The 19225-nt window shown below is 39.4% G+C and carries 11 protein-coding genes; 6 read left to right on the top strand and 5 right to left on the bottom strand.

The genetic code is table 11. The features are described 5' to 3' along the window. Nucleotide 1 precedes the first annotated feature (1 nt). The 4 genes from DW917_RS00350 to DW917_RS00330 form a co-directional block, all read right to left on the bottom strand. Nucleotides 2-3313 carry an exodeoxyribonuclease V subunit beta gene (locus tag DW917_RS00350; protein WP_118115409.1) on the bottom strand — a complete coding sequence of 1104 codons (3312 nt, stop codon included), beginning with the start codon at nucleotides 3311-3313 and terminating at the stop codon, nucleotides 2-4. 28 nt (nucleotides 3314-3341) lie between these two features. Continuing rightward, nucleotides 3342-5369 carry a DUF5686 family protein gene (locus DW917_RS00345; RefSeq protein WP_147344093.1) on the bottom strand — a complete coding sequence of 676 codons (2028 nt, stop codon included), beginning with the start codon at nucleotides 5367-5369 and terminating at the stop codon, nucleotides 3342-3344. Nucleotides 5370-5496: 127 nt separating this feature from the next. Beyond that, nucleotides 5497-6369: an RNA polymerase sigma factor RpoD/SigA gene (locus DW917_RS00340; protein ID WP_022110325.1), complete on the bottom strand. Its 873-nt coding sequence runs from the start codon at nucleotides 6367-6369 to the stop codon at nucleotides 5497-5499. Between the two features lie 172 nt (nucleotides 6370-6541). After that, a complete protein-coding gene (locus tag DW917_RS00330) occupies nucleotides 6542-8071 on the bottom strand; it encodes a GH25 family lysozyme (RefSeq protein ID WP_233524576.1) in 1530 nt (509 codons plus the stop codon). Nucleotides 8072-8897: 826 nt separating this feature from the next. On the opposite strand from DW917_RS00330, the gene DW917_RS00320 reads away from it, so the two are divergent. From DW917_RS00320 to DW917_RS00295, 6 genes are all read left to right on the top strand, one after another. Further along, nucleotides 8898-10082 carry an efflux RND transporter periplasmic adaptor subunit gene (locus DW917_RS00320; protein WP_118115400.1) on the top strand — a complete coding sequence of 395 codons (1185 nt, stop codon included), beginning with the start codon at nucleotides 8898-8900 and terminating at the stop codon, nucleotides 10080-10082. Nucleotides 10083-10131: 49 nt separating this feature from the next. Further along, the gene (locus tag DW917_RS00315; protein WP_118115398.1) at nucleotides 10132-13260 is read left to right on the top strand and encodes an efflux RND transporter permease subunit; all 3129 of its coding nucleotides are present in this window, start codon (nucleotides 10132-10134) and stop codon (nucleotides 13258-13260) included. A 4-nt stretch (nucleotides 13261-13264) separates the two neighbouring features. After that, nucleotides 13265-14515 (top strand): TolC family protein, encoded by a 1251-nt coding sequence (locus tag DW917_RS00310; protein WP_118115396.1) that lies wholly within the window; start codon nucleotides 13265-13267, stop codon nucleotides 14513-14515. 105 nt (nucleotides 14516-14620) lie between these two features. Next, entirely contained in the window at nucleotides 14621-15895 is a 1275-nt protein-coding gene (locus DW917_RS00305) for a replication-associated recombination protein A (RefSeq protein WP_118115394.1), read from the top strand. A 50-nt stretch (nucleotides 15896-15945) separates the two neighbouring features. Then, complete coding sequence (locus tag DW917_RS00300) at nucleotides 15946-16584, top strand: trimeric intracellular cation channel family protein (protein ID WP_370453496.1); 639 nt, start codon at nucleotides 15946-15948, stop codon at nucleotides 16582-16584. Between the two features lie 19 nt (nucleotides 16585-16603). Beyond that, nucleotides 16604-18094, top strand: coding sequence for a glycoside hydrolase family 10 protein (locus tag DW917_RS00295; protein WP_118115392.1), 1491 nt, complete (start codon nucleotides 16604-16606; stop codon nucleotides 18092-18094). Nucleotides 18095-18157: 63 nt separating this feature from the next. On the opposite strand, the gene hisC is transcribed toward DW917_RS00295, so the two are convergent. After that, nucleotides 18158-19195 carry a histidinol-phosphate transaminase gene (gene hisC, locus DW917_RS00290; RefSeq protein ID WP_118115390.1) on the bottom strand — a complete coding sequence of 346 codons (1038 nt, stop codon included), beginning with the start codon at nucleotides 19193-19195 and terminating at the stop codon, nucleotides 18158-18160. Nucleotides 19196-19225 lie beyond the last annotated feature (30 nt).

Raw genomic sequence — 19225 nt, 5'->3', positions numbered from 1 at the left:
ATTAATCTTCAAGAACAACATTCTCCACCTTATTAGGATAAACGTACCACAGATAGCCCTTGACGCAGGAATATCCCATACCCTTGAGTTGAGACATATATTGCCTTACCTGATCATGATATTCTGCATGAGGTTTACCGAACTTGAAGTCAATCACGATAATCTCGTTTTCTCCTACAAGAACACGGTCCGGACGATCCTGGCCAACCTTTCCATCCTTATCCAAATAGAGGATACTGGTTTCGTTCAGTACTTTCCATTTATCAGAGAACCACTCACTGACAAGCGGACTATTCAGTCGAGCACGCAACATTTTTTCGATTTTTTCCTTCGAAATATTTTCATCATAAAGCACACCATCAAGTTCAAGTTGCTTCAACACCGACTCAACATCATCCTTTGTCTTTATCTTTGAAAACAATTCATGAAGAACCGTTCCGATTTTGATATAGAACTTCTGCTGTTCCTCGGACTCATCACCATGCATAAAGAATTCACTCTGCAGGCTTGGTTTAAAGGAATATAAATCAGACTTCACTTTTATCCGAATAGGCAAGTCTGCAGATTTTTGCATAAAAACATTCTTATTTTCGGCAAACTCCTCCTCTTTAGAAGAAGCATCTATCTCTCCATATTCGAAGTAAACATCATCGGCTTTCTTGTCAGTTCCATTTCCTTGAAATTCGAGAGTCTGTTCCTCATACTGGCCAGAAGCATTCTGGGCATTCAATGTATTGTAAACTGCTTCCAGACTATCTTCGATGATAAAACTTCTCTGCGTAGCAGCACCTCGCTTACCATATACAAACAGATTTTTACCAGCTCGCGTGAATCCTACATATAGCAAATTCAAATTATCAACCATATTCTGCAAATGTTCCTGATAGTAATCTTTCTCATAAATACTACCAACCATTTTCTTTGCAGAAAAATCGACAGGCACCAAAGGAAGTTCGTTGAATGGTGCAACCTGAGGCGTACACCAAATCGTATCAGTCTTCTCTAACGCCCAATCACAGAAAGGCATGATGACATTGTCAAACTCCAGACCTTTACTTTTATGAATGGACAAAAGCCTGATTCCGTCAGCCTTATCACTATGAATGCTTTTAGAGTGAATATTCTCATCCCATTCATTCAAGAAATCATCTATATCACCACCATTATCAGAGAGATAAGAAGCCAACTGATCATAGAATGCACTTACGTATGAACTTTGTTGAGAGAGCGTTTCTATTTCTCCCAATTTAAAGTAAGTGTAGAGGGACTCTGTCAAATCCAAAAGCGGCTTTTGCAAATAAAGTTCTCTTTCTTCCAAGAATTTTTCTGCTATTTGCTTGTTTTCCAGATATTTCATGCAGAACTTCATCAAGCCGGCCTTAGCTATATCATCATTCGGATGAGCCAGACACCGAAGAGCAGTAACCATCACATTCACGGCCTGAGAGGCATCCAGTCTGAAAGCCTCATCAGAAACCAAAGGCAATGGAGTCGCACTATTAGCCATCAGATAATCAGCAATATTCTGTATAGTCTTATTGCTTCTCACCAATATGGCAATATTCTTATATTTTACTCCCGCCTCTACAAGTTCGTTGATGGTATCTAAAATCATACCCATCATCTTGTCCTGATAGTTTTCTGAATTCTCATCTTCTTTGATACCCTTCTGTCCCAAGAGATTAATCCTCACATAGCCACATGCAGGTTTTTTCTGAGGCACACGTTGCCTTACATCACTATAAGCCTTCTTGAGTTGAGCTGCACTGGAGCCATCGGAATCAGAGTCGGAGTCAGAACCAGAATCAGAGAAAGTATGAGGTAAATCTTTATCCGTTATGGCCTGATATTCTTTTTCTGCAGCAGCTTCGAAGAAAGCGTTATTGAAATCTACGATATTCCTGTCTGAGCGATAATTGTGAGAGAGTGACTCAATTTGAATTGTATAATTAGATGGAAACTCAGATTCAATATTATTAAGCAGACGCCAATCACCAGAACGCCATCTGTAAATACTCTGTTTCACATCACCTACTATTAAATTTCCTGCATTCTGGTGACTCATTGTCTCCTGTAATAGCACCTTGAAGTTTTTCCACTGCACAGTACTGGTATCCTGAAACTCATCGATCATGACATGCTCCAACTGAGAACCGATTTTCTCAAAGATGAAAGGGGAGTCTTCATCCTGAATCAAAGAATGAAGAAGAGTCTGGGTATCGCTAAGCAAAAAACGGTTGGCATCTCTGTTCATTTCTCGGACTCTCTTTTCAATACTTCCCAAAAGACGTAATTGATTCAGATGGCGCAAAGTAAGATCACAACTTTTATATATACGCAATAACTTGGGTCTTGAAGTTTCTGAATAATGAAGCAGTTGGAAGAGTTGGGAAACCACTAAGTCATACGCAGGTTTACCAGCCTGAGCGTCAGACTTTTTGACCCAGGATTCTTCGCTATCCAGACATTTTACCAATGTAGCATTTTGCAAATCATCATCATTGAATTTACCATTTTTCAATTTGGAAAAGTAACTCCATATACCTCTGGTCTTATTTTGAAAGTCATCTGCCGAAAGTCCGTTTTCATCCAATGCATCAAAAAAGGTAGCCGCAATCTGGTCAAAATGCTCTTTAGCTTCAGCTTGCTTTTTCCTCAATTTTGAAGAAAAAGCCTCGAAAAAGCCATCTTTTTCAATACAATTATTCAGCGCATCAGCATGATCCTTATAAAAATCCTTGAATATATTCCGTCCAAAAGCTTTTATTTGAGAAATCACATTCCAGTTTTTGTCATCTGCAATATTTTCCTTAATATAATCCATAATCCAAAAGAGAAGCTTGTCTGTCATCTGAAGTTCTTCGATCAATTCATCTACAGCCTGTTCTTCTATCTGGACATCATTAAGACCAATTCTCAAATTAGCGGTCAAATCAAGTTCACGTGCCAGATTACGGAGTACACTCTGGAAGAATGTATCAATCGTTTCGACGCGGAAATAATTATAATTGTGGATAAGATTTTTCAGAGCAATACCAGCATTTTCAATAATCTGCTCTTCTGACATCTGAGATAATACCCCCTTGATTTGTTCCAAGTAATCTCTTGAGTCATCCAGCCGATTAGCTATTCCATACAGTTTGCTGAGGATTCTATTTTTCATTTCCTCAGTTGCCTTGTTAGTAAATGTTACAGCAAGAATATTCCTGTATGAAGATGGGTCTTGTATCACCAAGACCATATACTCTTTAGCCAAAGTGAAGGTTTTTCCAGAACCTGCACTCGCTTTATAAACAGTAAGTTGAGAATTCATATCTTAATGCCTGTATATTAAATTGTAATTACCATTCTCTAAATAATTCGAAGCCGAATTTACAACCGACTCCTTGAAATTTTGTATTCTGAAAAGAAGCAAATATGCCTACCGAAGCCACACGTGTTTTGAACCCGTATCCCCATTCCGTATAAGGATGAAGATGTCTAACCATGAGGGCATTGACATAGTATCGTTCATTTTCTATAAAACGTCCTACCCATGGCAACCAGGCAGCAAACAAGGCTGGAGACTCATAAGTAACATTGGACCGAACATAATAATCAGAGGCATTATACCATCCAGAGTTAAGCAATTCAAATTCGCCAGCCCAATCATCATTCCAGCCACCAGGTAAATTATTGTCCCTGAAATTAGTATAATCAACAAAATACCAATGGTCGCCTTTCTGAGTATAGAATCCAGAACCCAAACGCAAAGAAAGGCTCCGCCTTCTTGACATGTTGATAATATCTTGCATATCCATTTCAACCCGTTCGTAGCTGATATTGGAATGAAGAAAATGATTGAAACTTCTTTCATAATCAACTTTTACGACAGGACCGTTTTTCCCAATAGGATGCCAAACCAAAGCCAATGCAGGCGCAACTGATCTATACAAACTTGGGAAATTATTTTCCTTATAAAATTCCGGACTTATAGATTGACGCTGATGGGCAATGATTCCCAACTCAAAACCAATATAGTTATTAAACATCCAATGATTCGTCAGTCGCCAATAATTATCCTTAAAGGCCGTATAATCACCATATGGGAATTGGATAAGACTATCTTTTTTCTCGCTGATATCCAATATACGACGCGCAACAACATTGGTATTGATTCGGTTTCCATTACCCAACTCCAACTGAAGGAATCCATCATGCTTTTTATTGTAGTTGAGAGTAGCAGGAATGCTGAAATAAAACCGATGCTGCTTGAAAGCGTAACCAGCTTTGAAGCGAAGAGCAAATTGCACATCATCACTAAAAGAATAGCTTCCTCGTACATCAAACTTATATACAAATCCCTTGCGTTCGGAATAACCCATATAAAGAGGATTCAGAATAGGATTAATTCTAAGGTATCCCTGATTTTGTTTTCCGAAATTTTGCTTGATACGATTTAAGACATTATCGCCCACAATATCCCACAACACATCTTTTACAAAAGACTTTTTATGTTTTTCGTTTTTAGCCAAAGAATCCCTTTCATTCTTTTTCTGATAATAATGGTTCAAGAAATGCATTTCCTCCTCATTCAACGGGGTAGGGCGCACCTTTGCCATCAATGTAGTATCTTCAACATTATTCAATGAATCCGACAATAATTTCGGCAAGCCATAAATAGTAGAATATCTGGCCGTTATCTGATTGCCCATAAAACGGAAATTAGCTCTCAAGTCACACTTCTTCGGATACAGAGAACCCACAGAATCCTCTTTATTCATCACCACGCTGATAAAGAAGCGAGTCATATCATACTCACCTTCAAAATCAACCAAATTTATTCTACCCGTATGACTATCCACTATAGCCATACTCGTAACCAATTGAGTATTTTTCAATTTAGGGTAGGCATAAACCTGAGCTTTTCCAAATGGAAGAGCCGTGACCATAAATTTATAATATTTCCTGTTTGACCGATGATAGGGAGACAGTATATTGTCTTGAAAAAGACATTCACCATAAACATTCGGAGTAAGATAATTCAGCAGAGAAGGCATTGTATTCCTTTTGTGAGGAACTGTAGTAATACATAGTAAACGATGAGGAGTTATCTTATTCTTTTCTTTTACCGTATATTTACTATAATATTCTCCCATAAATTCTCTACCGGAACCATGAGCTATCGCATAAAGAGAAGGAACCATAGCCAACGTAAAGTTGCGATGATTGGTACGCATCATAAATTTCGTGTATGCATAAGACTCATGAGATTGCTCAGAAGCGGAATAAGACAACTGATAATATCGATAGATACGATTCATCACCGAATCACGGAAATCGTCTTTCGGTGTAACATTTCTTGCATATCCATTCAGCGATAAAGTCAAGAAAACACAGATTATAATATGAACCAGAAGCCTCATAACAAAAAATCGGGAGCTTGAAAAAGCACCCGATTGCAAAGTTAGTATATTTTTATGAAACAACAAAGAGAATTAAATGTTTTTTCAAAAATTACCCTAAGTATTTCATCAGAATTTTGACATTTCCGGAATCTCTAAGTTTTGTAATACTTTTCTCACGTATTTGACGAACTCTTTCACGAGTCAATCCCATTTTATCTCCAATTTCTTCCAATCCTTTTTCAGTTTCTCCAATTCCAAAGCAGGCACAAACAATCTGCTTTTCCCTGTCTTTAAGAACCTTATCCAAAACCTGACGTAGTTCCATAGCCATACTTTCATGATCAACATGCTTATCTGTGCGACTATCTTCTCCACTTGCCATGACATCAACCATAGAATTGTCATCATCTTCACCAAAAGGCGCATCAATACTTACATGATGACCACTTGCCGCCATGCTTTGAGAGATTTTTTCCTCATCTATACCTGTGCGCTGCGCAAGTTCTTCTACACTTGGACGACGCTGGTTTTCTTGTTCAAATCTATTACTTTCCTGATTAACCTTATTCAAGGAACCAACCTGATTAAGAGGAAGTCTGACTATTCTACTTTGCTCAGCAATTGCTTGCAAAATACTCTGTCGAATCCACCAAACTGCATAAGAAATAAACTTAAAGCCACGGGTTTCATCAAATCTTTCTGCAGCTTTAATCAATCCGATATTACCCTCATCAATTAAGTCAGTAAGAGTCAACCCCTGATGCTGATACTGTTTGGCAACAGAGACCACAAAACGAAGATTAGCCTCAACTAATTTGTTTTTTGCTCTTTCCGCAGCCCGACCACCTTTCTTAATGATTTGGGCCAATTCAATCTCTTCGTCAATTGACACCATTGGGGCACGACCTATCTCAACAAGATACTTATCAAGTGCCTCGCTGTTACGATTGGTTATACTTTTTTGAATCTTAAGTTGTCTCATCCTATGCTATTAACTCCTATTTTTAATTGCGTATATATAATATTACGCAAATATAAGAAAAATATTGCATCATTGTTATTTCTATTAATATACTTTAACAATATATTTTTGGAGAAAAGCATATTTTTTATTACGAGAGGCCTCAGATTAGAGACAAACTGCCTATTACGAATCATTTCTGATTAGAGATAAACTGCTTGAAAGAATCATGATAACCATTAAATACATTGATATCTACATGACCCCGAATTCCAGTAACCCTACCATCAGGACAAAGTTGCCAGAAGACCAATTTGATATCAGGCTTGTATTCTCCATATCTTGCAATCCACACCTGATATTTTTGCTTTATATCAGTCGCTTTGCTCAAATAGCGATTTACAAAAGTCTGACTTACATAAATAATAGGACGTTTACCTGTTTCTTTTTCAACCATTCTTAACCATATTCTCATTCTGGTCAAAAGGACACCCACGCCTCCCATCTTCTGAATTTGGGCTTTAGTAGGCTCAACATCAAGGACAGGTGGCAAGTCACCCGATTTGACATATGAATTTTTAAGGAATTGACGTGCCTGCAAAGTAGCAGGAGTTAGAGTAGAAAAGAAATGATAACTTCCTACCTTATATCCATGTGCCCGTGCTGCCACATAGTCTTTTCTATAGAAAGGATTTAATAAACTTGCCCCTTCAGTACTTTTAATATAGATGAAACTAATCGGATAATTAACATCCCCATTAATTGTTTTTCTACTGATATTTCCAAGATGGGAAATACGCAGACGTTTCCAATCGATATTATATTTCTTACCTTTTATAACATGCTGATATTTAGAGATATCAATACCGTAGATTCGATCAGAACTATAAACCAATCGTTCTCCTTTGTATTTATCCAGCACCCATTCTCCTATGCGTAACTGACTTTTATCTGCAACAGAAAAGCCAAAACCATCACGTTTTCCATGTTTCCAGCTTCCCTGATAATAGGCAGCATCGGTAAAGCCCTGCCATTCACCATGACCATGAGGCAATCCTAAAGAATCAACTTCACCACTATAGGTTCCTGTTGTGCCCAAAAGATAATTCAATTTGGCATCAAACAAAATAGGGACAATACTCAAAGAAGCCAATTCTTTTGACTTATGAAAAGACAATGCGCAAGACTCTTTAGGTAAGGTTTCTGAGAACAATTGGAAAACATTTCCACCAACATGTTTTAATTTCTCAACTTGTTTTCTATTAGCCTTACCAGAAGGAGAAATCGCAACGAATTCCAAATGACGAACTATCTTCAAAGACTTATGTGAAAGATGTTTTAATGAATCCAACATCTTTCGAGTAGAATCCCGAAGGTTTTCTTCTTTCAAAGCAACCTGAGAAATATGAAAGAATCCTTCATCACTGGCATTGTGACATTTCAAATAATAAGACAACTCTCCATCAATCCACTTTGACTGACTATACATCGTTTTCAAGGAATCGATATGAAGTTGCACCAATTTTTCCACATTTACATCCTTATATTTATTCTGCCAGATAGTACTATCAAAATCAGCATAAATACGACCTTGACAGGAAGGGATAAAAAAGTATTTATTGAAGAAATATCCAGTAGCAGAAATGGTATCTTTATCAAAATGATAAACCACTTTTCCTCCATCCAATATTTCATATTGAGAGTAAACCTTGACAGGTATCATAGCCGATTGGATCTGCTTCTTAGAAAAGAAGCAACTGAAAGCTATCAGATATATGCAAATCAAAAGTGAAACAACAATCAATATTGCAACACTTAATCGATATTTTTTCTGCTCATTACAAAACATAGCACATTGAATTAAAACACCTTTATATAAATTGAGAGCAAAAGTATAAACTTTTTCGTTAACTACATCATTTTTTTTCGTTTTTTTACTGAATTAAGCGAGATTTAGTTAAAAAACATCTTTGAATTTTGAAATGCCAATTTTAAATAGTAACTTTGCAATCGTATAGAAACATCATCAGACTTAATATTGCAATCATGGTAAAGTATAAAATTCATATTTTAAATATGTGGATAGCAACATGCGCTTTGTTGCTATCTACCATTATACTTCACCACCATCATATGGGGCAAGTTTGTTTTATAGAACAACAATGCGAATATGATGGAAATATTAATGATGAGCATACTGCCCACCATGAGAAAGACAACAAGGGATGCAATATTCACCAGATGCATCAGTTTATTTCTAATGGCAAAAATATAAAATCCATATACAAACATCTAGACTACGACAGAAATATGCTCGTAGCCCTATTGCCTTCTTCTATTCAATTGACCCCATGCTACAAGATTGTCATATCAAAATGGCAACAAAAAACGATGGCAATCAAGTTAGGGGCTTCTGTGAATAGTTCTTTACGGGGACCTCCATTTCCTTACTTCATTTCATTGCGACAGAATCTATAAAGAAGCTGCTTGATCTATAAAGAAGCAACTTGGATTGAGCAGCAAATACTAAACAAAAGAATAATAAGAAAATGGTGAAAAGAATATCTTTGATTGTGGTATGTACTGCAATCGCATTTTTTGCTTTCAGCTTCCATTCTGAAAGTAAAGCAGACAAGGAGGAGAATGAGGAAAAGGAAGAAGAAGAAGTGGATTTTCAAAACATTCCTTTAACCAGCAAACAACTGAATGCTATTGACCTCAAATTAGGGGAGGCACAAAAGCGCGAACTGGATGCAATGCTTCATGTAAATGGCACTTTGGTACTTAGAGCCCAGAATATGGCAGACGTCGCTTCTTTGATGGGCGGTGTCGTCAAATCCATTTCTGTGAAAGAAGGACAACAGATCAATAAAGGGCAAGTTGTGGCAACCATTGAAAATACAGAAATCGTATCTTTACAGAAAGACTACTATTCTGCATACAAAGAAATGGAAAGTGCGAAGCTTGAAATGGAAAGACAGAAAACACTCGCTTCCTCTGGAGCTGGCATCAAAAAGACATTGCTTTTATCTGAAAAAGACTATAAGGTGGCTAAAGCAAATCTTATAGGAATCGGTCGCCAGCTGACTCAGTTGGGCATCTCTACAGCATCTGTGGCGAAGGGAAAATTTACAACTGTCTTCCCTTTATATGCTCCTATCAAAGGTACGGTAAGCGAAATTACAGCATCTTTGGGAAGTTACGCAGACATGCAGACGCCTTTGATGAAAATCAGAAATAACAATGCTGTAGAATGTGACTTGAATGTTTTTGAACGAGATCTGAATAAAGTAAAGATTGGAAACCGAGTATTACTCTCACTCACCAATCAACCAGGCGTAAAAGTCTCCGGTCATGTCTATGGTATGAACGAATACTTTAACCAAGGAACAAAAAGCATTGCTGTACATGTCAAACTTGATGCAACCAGAGGCACAAACCTCTTTGATGGCATGTATGTATCCGGCCAAATAGCGACCGGACGCCAGCTTTGTGTTGCGCTTCCTAACAAAGCTATTGTTAATATAGAAGGAAAACAATATATCTTTGCACTCAACAAACAGCCAAGAAATGGAGAATACAGTTTTTCACGACATGAAGTGACAACTGGAGTCAGCAATGACGGATATACTGAGGTTTCACTCTGCAAGCACATACAGAATGGACAAAAGATAGTGACTGATAATGCTTTCTACCTGGCATCGCAGATTGGCGATCATGGAGAAGAAGATTAGTGTCCGGAAATTAAAATTATTAATCAATTTACAAATTTAAAAGGACATCATGTTTCAGAAACTAATTACAAGTTCCATCAAGCACAAGTTTGTGGTAGGTTTCCTCACTATATCGCTTATAGTTTGGGGACTTTGGTCGTTGGCTACATTGCCGTTTGACTCTACACCAGACATCACCGATAATCAGGTTCAAGTAATTACCCAAGCACCTTCCCTGGGTGCCCAGGAAGTCGAACAATATGTAACCACTCCTATCGAGATGGCATTGGCCAATATACCACGCCTTCAAGAACGAAGGAGCATTTCCAGAAGCGGATTATCAGTTATAACATTAATCTTTGATGACCAGGCAGATATCTATTGGGCCCGTTCTCAAGTAAGTCAGGTTTTAAACGACGCAGTAAAAGAGTTGCCAAAGAACACTTCTACAGAAATGGGACCCATCGCTACTGCGCTGGGAGAAATATATCACTATACAGTACGAACCAAGAAAGGGTATGAAAACAAGTATTCCCTCACGCAACTTCGCACAATCCAAGATTGGATTGTCAGAAAACAACTTTCAGGAACTCCTGGTGTTGCAGAAGTGAGCGGATGGGGAGGATTTGTCAAACAGTACGAAGTAGCCATCAACACAGACCGATTGAATGCCAATGGCATAACAGTATCCGAAGTCTTCGATGCCTTGCAAAAGAACAACGCCAATACCGGTGGAAGCTATATTGAGCAAAACTCAAACCAATACTACATCCGTGCTATTGGTGTGGCCAAGACTTTTGATGATATTGCCAATATACCTGTAAAGAATGTCAACGGAATAACAATAAAAGTCGGCGATATTGCCAAGGTACAGGAAGGTCACGCAACCCGTTTTGGTGCCGTTACGAGAAATGGCGAGGGAGAAGTCGTAGCCGGAATAGCTATCATGCTCAAAGGAGAAAACTTCCAAGAAGTAAGCAAAAATGTCAAGTCAAGAATTGCCCAGATTCAGAAATCCCTCCCAGAAGGTGTCATCATAGAACCTTTCATTGACCGTACAAATCTTGTAAAGCGTGTTGAGGGAACCATAGAGCACAACTTGATCATGGGAGGCCTCATTGTCATCTTTGTATTGGTCATTTTCTTAGGAAACTGGAGAGCAGGACTGGTTGTTGCAAGCGTCATTCCACTCAGTATGCTATTCGCTTTTGGAATGATGAAGACCTTTGGCATAGATGGCAACCTGATGAGTTTAGGAGCCATTGATTTCGGTATGATTGTGGATTCTGCTGTCATTATTGTGGAAGCCGTAGTTACCCATATCAACCAAAAAACTCAGAAGACGAGCCTCACGCAAGCCGAGATGGATGAAGAAGTTCATTTCTCCGCTTCACGTATCAGGCAAAGTGCAGCCTTCGGTGAAATCATGATTATGATCGTATATGTTCCTTTGATGACCTTAGTGGGCATTGAAGGCAAGATGTTCCGTCCGATGGCTCTCACTGTATTTTTTGCCATACTCGGTGCCTTCATATTGTCACTTACGTATGTTCCGATGGCAAGTAGCCTCTTCCTTAGCAAGAAAATCAGCAAGAAAGAGACTTTCGCCGACAAGATGGTCAAGAAAATACAGCAATGGTATCTTCCTGTCCTCAACTGGGTACTGAAACAAAACAAGAACGTGATAACAGGTGCCGTTGCTTTGTTCTGTGTCAGTCTTGTGGCATTCAAGTTTCTTGGAGGAGAATTTATTCCAAGTTTGGAAGAAGGGGATTTTGCCGTAGAAATGAGTATGTCGCAAGGAACTTCTCTCTCGCAAATGGTAGAAAGTTGTACCAAGGCTGAGAAACTGCTGAAGGCTGAATATCCAGAAGTGAAACAAGTCGTTAGCCGTATAGGAAGTGCCGAGATTCCAACTGACCCAATGCCTGTTGAAAGAGCGGATATCATGATTTCACTCAAGCCAAAAGCAGAATGGACTTCCGCTGAAACAACAGAAGAACTCATGGAAAAGATGGAAGAAACACTCCATACGATTCCGGGATTAGAGGCTGAAATATCACAGCCTATCCAAATGCGTAATAACGAGTTGCTGACTGGCATCAAGCAAGACGTTGCAATCAAAATATTTGGAGATGATCTGGATGAACTCACCAAGTTAGGAGAACATGTAGGCAAGATGATTAGTGGCATCCAGGGAGTAAGTGGAACATCTGTGGAACAAGTTTCTGGTTTACCGCAGATTCAAGTGGTATATAATCATGAACGGATGGCGGAATACGGAATCAACGTTGATGACATCAATCAAGTGCTTGAAACTTCATTTGCAGGCGGAATAGCCGGTTCCATTTATGAAGGAGAACGGAAATTTGACATTGTATTGAGGTTAGATAATAACGACCGCAATGTTTCATCTATCCAAAATCTTGCCATCCCAATAGGTTCCGGGGAAACAATTCCATTGACCCAGGTTGCAGATATCATTTACGAACCCGCTCCATCACAAATCTCTCACGAAAATGGTGCGCGACGTATCTATGTCGGTTTCAACATAAAAGGAAGAGATGTGCAGAGTACGGTGGATGAAATACAGAATCTGCTGGATGCGAAACTGAAGTTGCCGGAAGGATATTATTATACCTATGGTGGCGAGTTCCAGAATTTACAGAGTGCAATTACCCGATTGATGATAGTAGTGCCATTGGCGCTTATCATTATCTTCCTGTTACTTTATGCAACAGTAAAAAACGTAAGAGAAAGTCTGTTCGTATTCTCGGCAATTCCATTGGCTGCCATTGGTGGAGTATGGGCATTATGGTTTAGAGGTATGCCATTCTCTATTTCAGCCGGAGTTGGATTCATTGCCCTGTTTGGTGTTGCAGTTCTTAACGGAATTGTACTCATCGGTGAGATGAATCAAATGCAGAAGAATCAGTTGTCATCAGCAGTAGAGTCCGGGCGCAGCAACGCCCAACTTATTCACGAAAGAATAATTGACAGTTGCATGATCAGACTCCGCCCTGTATTAATGACTGCACTCGTAGCATCGTTAGGTTTTTTACCGATGGCTTTGTCACACGGAGATGGAGCTGAGGTACAAAGACCTTTGGCTACTGTTGTTATCGGCGGACTCATCACTTCTACATTATTGACTTTGTTGGTTTTACCGGCAATTTACAAAACGTTTACTAAGAAATAGTTATATGAAAAGAGCAATAATATATATTACTTTGTTGTGTTTGTGTAGCAATATGCAAGCACAACACAAAGTACTCAATTTACAACAATGCCTGAATATGGCATACGAAAAGAATTATAAGATTCTTGCAGCAAACAAGTCGATAGAACGTGCCAAAAACCTTCAGGCCACAGCATGGGATATTGACAAAACCGATTTGACGCTGTCACAGGATCCTACATCAGGCGGAAGTACGGACAATTCCATTTCCCTCACTCAAAGTATAGAATTTCCAACTCTTTATATTGCAAAGAACAAGCAATTAAAAGCGGAAACTCAAGCTGAAAAGAGTAAGAAGAATGTAGTATTATCTGAACTTATTTATCAGATTAAAAGCAATTATTATCAGTTGATATATGAATATGAACGTTTAAACATTCTCAACAAGCAGGACAGCATCCTCAACCGTTATCGGACAATAGCTGAAGCGCGATTCAAGGCAGGAGAAACACGCCAACTGGAATTACTTTCAGCCAATAGGATGCACCGTGAAAACAAGTTGGAGATGACGAATGTCCTCAGCGGAATCGAAAGTAAGCAACTCCTATTATCCGGTTTGGTAAATAGCAATGAACCCATCAAACCTGCAGACCAGAATTTAGTAGCATTGGATTGGGTACAAAACAGTTTCAACTACCAGCTTACTCCAGAAGGACAATATGCGCAAGACAGGATTACTGTAGCAGACAAAGCAGTCAGCGTAGCAAAAAACGGCTATGCACCCTCTCTCAGTCTTTCTCTTCGCAACCAGATGGTCATCTCCTCATGGGATCCATATCATGTCAACAGAAACAGGTTTGAAGGAGGCAACTTTATGGGATTTGAAGTTGGAGTGGGGATTCCACTCTTTTATGGTGCAACCAAAGCCCGAATCAAGGCTGCCAAAAAAGATAAAGAAATTGCAGAATATGAAATCAAGCAAGAGCAGTTGGATAAGCAACAAGAATATCATGCATGCTTGAGTAAGTGCAATGAAGCATTTGTCCGAATGAAATATTATCAGGAGGAAGGCAAGCAAAACAACCAGAAACTGGAAGAAATGAGCCAGGCAGAATATGAAAATGGCGAAATATCATATATTGAATATGTTGAAGCGCTGAACAACAGCATTGACTTCTACATGAAGAAAGCTGCAGCAATCAATGACTATAATCAAAGCGTCATCGAATTACAAAAACTGATGGGGAACCAGATTTCTTCTGAAGAAAAGAAATGAGGCAGACATCCATATGATGATAGATGAAATCTCATGACGACAGACGCAATGAATACAAAACATTGTATTCTCATATTTGGAAACATATCATAAATTGTAAAGACAATGAGTGAACCCTTAGCAGAAAGAATGCGACCACGTTCTCTTGACGACTACGTTGGCCAAAAACACTTAGTAGGTGAAGGAGCCATACTCCGTAAAATGATAGATGCAGGAAGAATTTCCTCTTTTATTCTTTGGGGACCTCCTGGTGTAGGCAAAACAACATTGGCACAAATTATCGCTCACACGCTCAAAGTACCTTTCTATACTTTGAGCGCTGTGACAAGCGGTGTAAAGGATGTCAGGGAAGTGATAGAAAGAGCCAAAAACAACCGTTTTTTTGACTCCGCTTCTCCTATACTGTTTATTGACGAAATCCATCGTTTCTCCAAAAGTCAGCAAGACTCATTATTGGGAGCAGTAGAGAAAGGCATCGTTACCCTCATCGGAACAACCACAGAGAATCCTTCCTTTGAGGTAATACGGCCTTTACTTTCCCGGTGCCAACTTTACGTTCTGAAACCTTTAGGAAAAGACGACTTGCAGGGGCTTCTTGAAAGAGCGATGCATAAAGATGTTGTTCTCAAAGAGAAAGACATAACGTTGAAAGAAACGGGTGCAATGCTAAGGTATAGTGGTGGCGATGCCCGCAAACTGCTGAATATTTTGGAATTGATCGTGAATTCTTTCTCTTCGGATGAAATAATCATCACAGACGAGGTAGTAGAAAGGGAACTCCAGCAAAATCCTCTTGCTTATGATAAACAGGGAGAAATGCATTATGACATTATCTCTGCTTTCATCAAGAGTATCCGGGGAAGTGATCCTGATGCTGCATTATATTGGATGGCAAGAATGATAGAAGGAGGAGAGGACCCGCAATTCATTGCAAGAAGAGTGGTCATAAGTGCCAGCGAGGACATCGGACTTGCCAATCCGAATGCTTTACTCTTGGCAAATGCGGCTTTTGATACGGTCATGAAAATCGGATGGCCTGAAGCACGGATTGCATTAGCCGAAGCGGTGGTTTATCTGGCCACCAGTCCTAAGAGTAACAGTGCATATTTAGGCATCAATGCAGCAATAGCAAGGGTGCGGGAAACGGGAAATCTTCCTGTTCCGCTGCATATCCGAAATGCTCCAACCCAATTAATGGCAGAATTGGGCTACCATGACGGATATAAATATCCACATGACTATCCTGGGCACTTCACCAGCCAACAATATCTTCCAAGTGAAATTCAAAATGAGAGATTCTGGCATGCGCAGCACTCTCCTAATGAAGAGAAATTATATAATTGGATGGTAACTTGTTGGGGAGATAGATTCAAGGAATAATACGTTCAATCAATCAAAATATAACAAAACATTAGTAGGAGAATAATGAAATGATAATCCATCATGACCCGGAATTTGTCATTACACTACAACGTGTAATAGAATTCATAGGAACATTTGCCTTTGCATTGTCTGGCATAAGACTCGCAGCCAGCAAACATTACGACTGGCTGGGAGGCTTTGTATGCGGCATTGCTGTGGCAATAGGAGGAGGAACCATACGAGATGTCATGTTAGGTGTAAGACCTTTCTGGATGCTAAGTCCGATATACATGATATGTACGCTATTTGCACAGTGTGTCGTAATAGTATGCCACCATTATCTCAGACGTCTGGATGCTACTTGGTTTTTATTCGACACACTCGGTTTGGCCCTATTCAATATAGCGGGTATTCAAAAAACATTGGAATGTGGCTTCCCGTTTTGGGTTGCTATCATTATGGGATGCATTACGGGAGCTGCCGGAGGAGTGATCAGAGATGTGCTGCTCAACGAAGAACCTGTGATCTTCAGAAAGGAAATATACGCTATGGCTTGTGTGGTGGGAGGACTCACATACTGGTTGCTGAGCTGGTTGCAGGTTAGCCTATATATCACGGTCATTGCCACATTTGCTATCGTTTGCGCAATCCGATTCTTGGCAGTAAGATACCATATTTCTCTGCCAAAATTAAGAGATGAAGAATAAACAAATAATATAAAACAAGATGTATAAGAATCTAATCATTTTTGCGATGGCCCTTTTCCTTACATTGGGCGCATCAGCACAAAACAAACGTGAATTCCGTGGCGCATGGATCCAATGTGTCAATGGTCAATTCATGGGCAAAAGCACCCAACAGATCCAGTCTATGCTCAGCAAGCAACTGGACGAGTTGGAAAAAGATGGTGTCAATGCCATTATCTTTCAAGTGAGAGCGGAATGTGATGCCCTCTATGAGAGTCAACTGGAACCATGGAGTAAATTCCTGACAGGAATCCAGGGACAGGCTCCGAATCCTTATTGGGACCCTTTGGCATGGATGGTTGAACAATGCCATAAAAGAGGAATGGAAATTCATGCTTGGATCAATCCATACCGCGCCAAACATGGATCCACAAGCATGTCACAAGTTAGCAAGAACAGTGTTGTTGTCAAACAACCTAAATTATGCTTTTCCTATGATAATTTAGTGCTCCTCAATCCTGGTTTGCAAGAATCTGCAGATTATATCTGCAAAGTGGCAGCCGACATCGTCAGCAGATATGATGTGGACGGTTTCCATATAGATGACTATTTCTATCCTTATCCAGTAGCAGGCAAACAGATTCCAGACCAAGCCTTGTTTCAGCAGAACTCTCATGGTTATTGGAAGATTGGAGATTGGAGAAGAGATAATGTAAGCAGATTCGTAAAGCAATTAGGGGAGACCATACATCATATTAAACCTTGGGTAAAATTCGGTGTTTCTCCTTTTGGTATTTATCGCAATAAAAGAAATGATCCGAATGGTTCTGAAACGAATGGTTTGCAGAATTTTGATGACCTTTATGCCGATGTACTTTTGTGGGTGAATAACGGTTGGATAGACTACTGCGTTCCTCAATTGTATTGGGAAATCGGACATAAGGCTGCTGATTATAAAACCCTGATCACCTGGTGGAACAAACATGCAGGTAAAAGACCTTTGTTTATTGGCGAAGACATTGAACGAACAGCCAAGTTTGCTGACCCTGCAAATCCAAGAAGTCATCAGCTTCCTGCCAAGCACAAGTTGCACCAGCAAATGCAGAATGTAAAGGGAACTGTGTTGTGGTACGCTCAGACTGCAGCCGACAATGTGGGAAATATCGGTCATACTTTGAGAGATTTCTATTGGAAATATCCAGCATTACCACCTCTCATGACTTTCTTGGATAATAAAAGTCCAAAAGCCGTCAGAAGTCTGAAACTGAAATGGACAGAGCAGGGACCGATGTTGAATTGGAAGGCTCCTAAAGAAAAAAAATGGGGTGATGTGGCCAATAGATTTGTTGTCTATCAATTTAAGGAAGGTGAGCCTGTTGACTTAAACGATGCATCCAAAATCATCAAGATCACCTACGATTCCAACGTGAAAGTACCATACATCAAGGATGGTAAAACCACCTACATTGTAACCGCATTAGACAGGGTGGGCAACGAAAGTAAAGGCAAGAAGAAGAAAATCAAATTCTAAACTATACTTTTCATTAAAAATAGAGGGTGTGCCAGAAGTTCATGACACACCCTCTTTATATTTTTATTGATATTGTCGAAGAGCTGATAACAATTCTATATTCTCACTCTTTTTACCGATCGTAATTCGCAGGCAGTTCTCACAAAGCTGCACTCTATTTCTATTGCGAACGATGATACCCTTATCAACCAAATAATCGTATATAGCCTGCGCATCCGTCATTTTCGCCAAGAAGAAATTGGCATCAGTAGGATAAACTTTCACGCAGATAGGAAGTTCTGTAAAGGCCGTAACCATCTTACCTCTTTCCTGCAACAGATTCTTCACCCATTCATCCACCTGATATGGATCATTCAAAACCTCCAGGGCATGTTGCTGAGTAAGTAAATTCACATTATAAGGATATTTCACCTTATTGAACAAATCGATAATATCCTTGCTGGCAAAAGCCATACCCAATCTCAAAGCAGCACAACCCCAAGCTTTACTCATGGTGTTGAGCACGATCATATTAGGGAATTTAGACAAGTATGATCTGAATGGCTGAATACTGGAGAAATCAGCATAAGCCTCATCCAAGACTACGATGCCATCAAAACGCTGCAATACACCAACGATTGCTTCTGGATTGATCAGATTGCCCGTAGGATTATTCGGACTACAAATCCAGATAACCTTCGTATGGTCATCACAAGCACTCAGTAACTTATCTGCCGTAATCTGGTAATTTTCATCCAGCAACACCTGACGGTATTCCACATCATTCACGTCAGCACATACCTGATACATTCCATAAGTAGGAGCAATGGCAACCACATTGTCTATTCCCGGATTACAGAAGATACGATACACCAAGTCAATAGCCTCATCACTTCCATTTCCCAAAAATATATTCTCCACAGGCACGTCCTTGATCTTGCTCAAGACCTTTTTCACATCCGTCTGGAAAGGATCCGGATAACGATTATAGGGATCATTATACGGATTCTCGTTGGCATCCAGAAAGTTGTGAGCTTTCTTACCTGAAAATTCTGTTCTTGCACAACTATAAGGAGAAAGGTTCCAAATATTGGCTCTACAGAGTTCTTTTAATTCTTTCATATTTCGATAAAATAGATTCTTAAAATTAAA

The organism is Prevotella sp. AM42-24 (assembly GCF_003461825.1).
GTDB lineage: Bacteria > Bacteroidota > Bacteroidia > Bacteroidales > Bacteroidaceae > Prevotella > Prevotella hominis.
This window is presented reverse-complemented; position numbering and strand designations above follow the sequence as displayed.